This window comes from Curtobacterium sp. P97 (assembly GCF_023712445.1).
GTDB lineage: Bacteria > Actinomycetota > Actinomycetes > Actinomycetales > Microbacteriaceae > Curtobacterium.
In genome coordinates this window covers 1-444 of record NZ_JAMAYF010000133.1, presented here as the reverse complement: position 1 = coordinate 444, position 444 = coordinate 1, and the positions used below count along the sequence as shown (strand labels likewise).

Annotated in this window: 1 protein-coding gene; it reads left to right on the top strand. The window is 42.1% G+C overall.

All coding sequences use genetic code 11. The features are described from left to right. The coding region (locus M3677_RS17305; protein WP_251161183.1) for a hypothetical protein at window positions 1–420 on the top strand (420 nt) is incomplete at its 5' end. Between the last annotated feature and the right edge of the window lie 24 nt (window positions 421–444).

Below are 444 nucleotides of genomic sequence, written 5' to 3'. Positions count from 1 at the left end.
GTTATGGGTATACTCATTGCTTTATTGGGGTTGGGCATGCTATTCGGGAAGCATTTGCCGATTAAAATAGGATCTTTTCAAGTCAAGCCAGGGAAATGGTCTATCTATTTTTACGGAATAGCCTATGCCGTGACATCACTTGGTTGTACCTTGCCAGCCTTTATGTTGGTGGTCTCTGCATCGCTGAATGACAATAGCGTAACGGCCGTGATCATCAAGTTCATCATCTACTCCCTTGGTATGGGAATTGTGGTGACAGCGATCACGATGGTCTCATTGATTTCACGACAATTGGTACAGAAGTTTCTGCACAACTATATGGGTTCTATCCAAAAAATAGCAGCTGTTGTGATTTTCCTCTCCGTTTTGTACATGGCTTATTACTGGTATTTCGGTTCTGGTGGCATTTGTACATTTTAAAATCCAACCGATCAGGTGTAACAA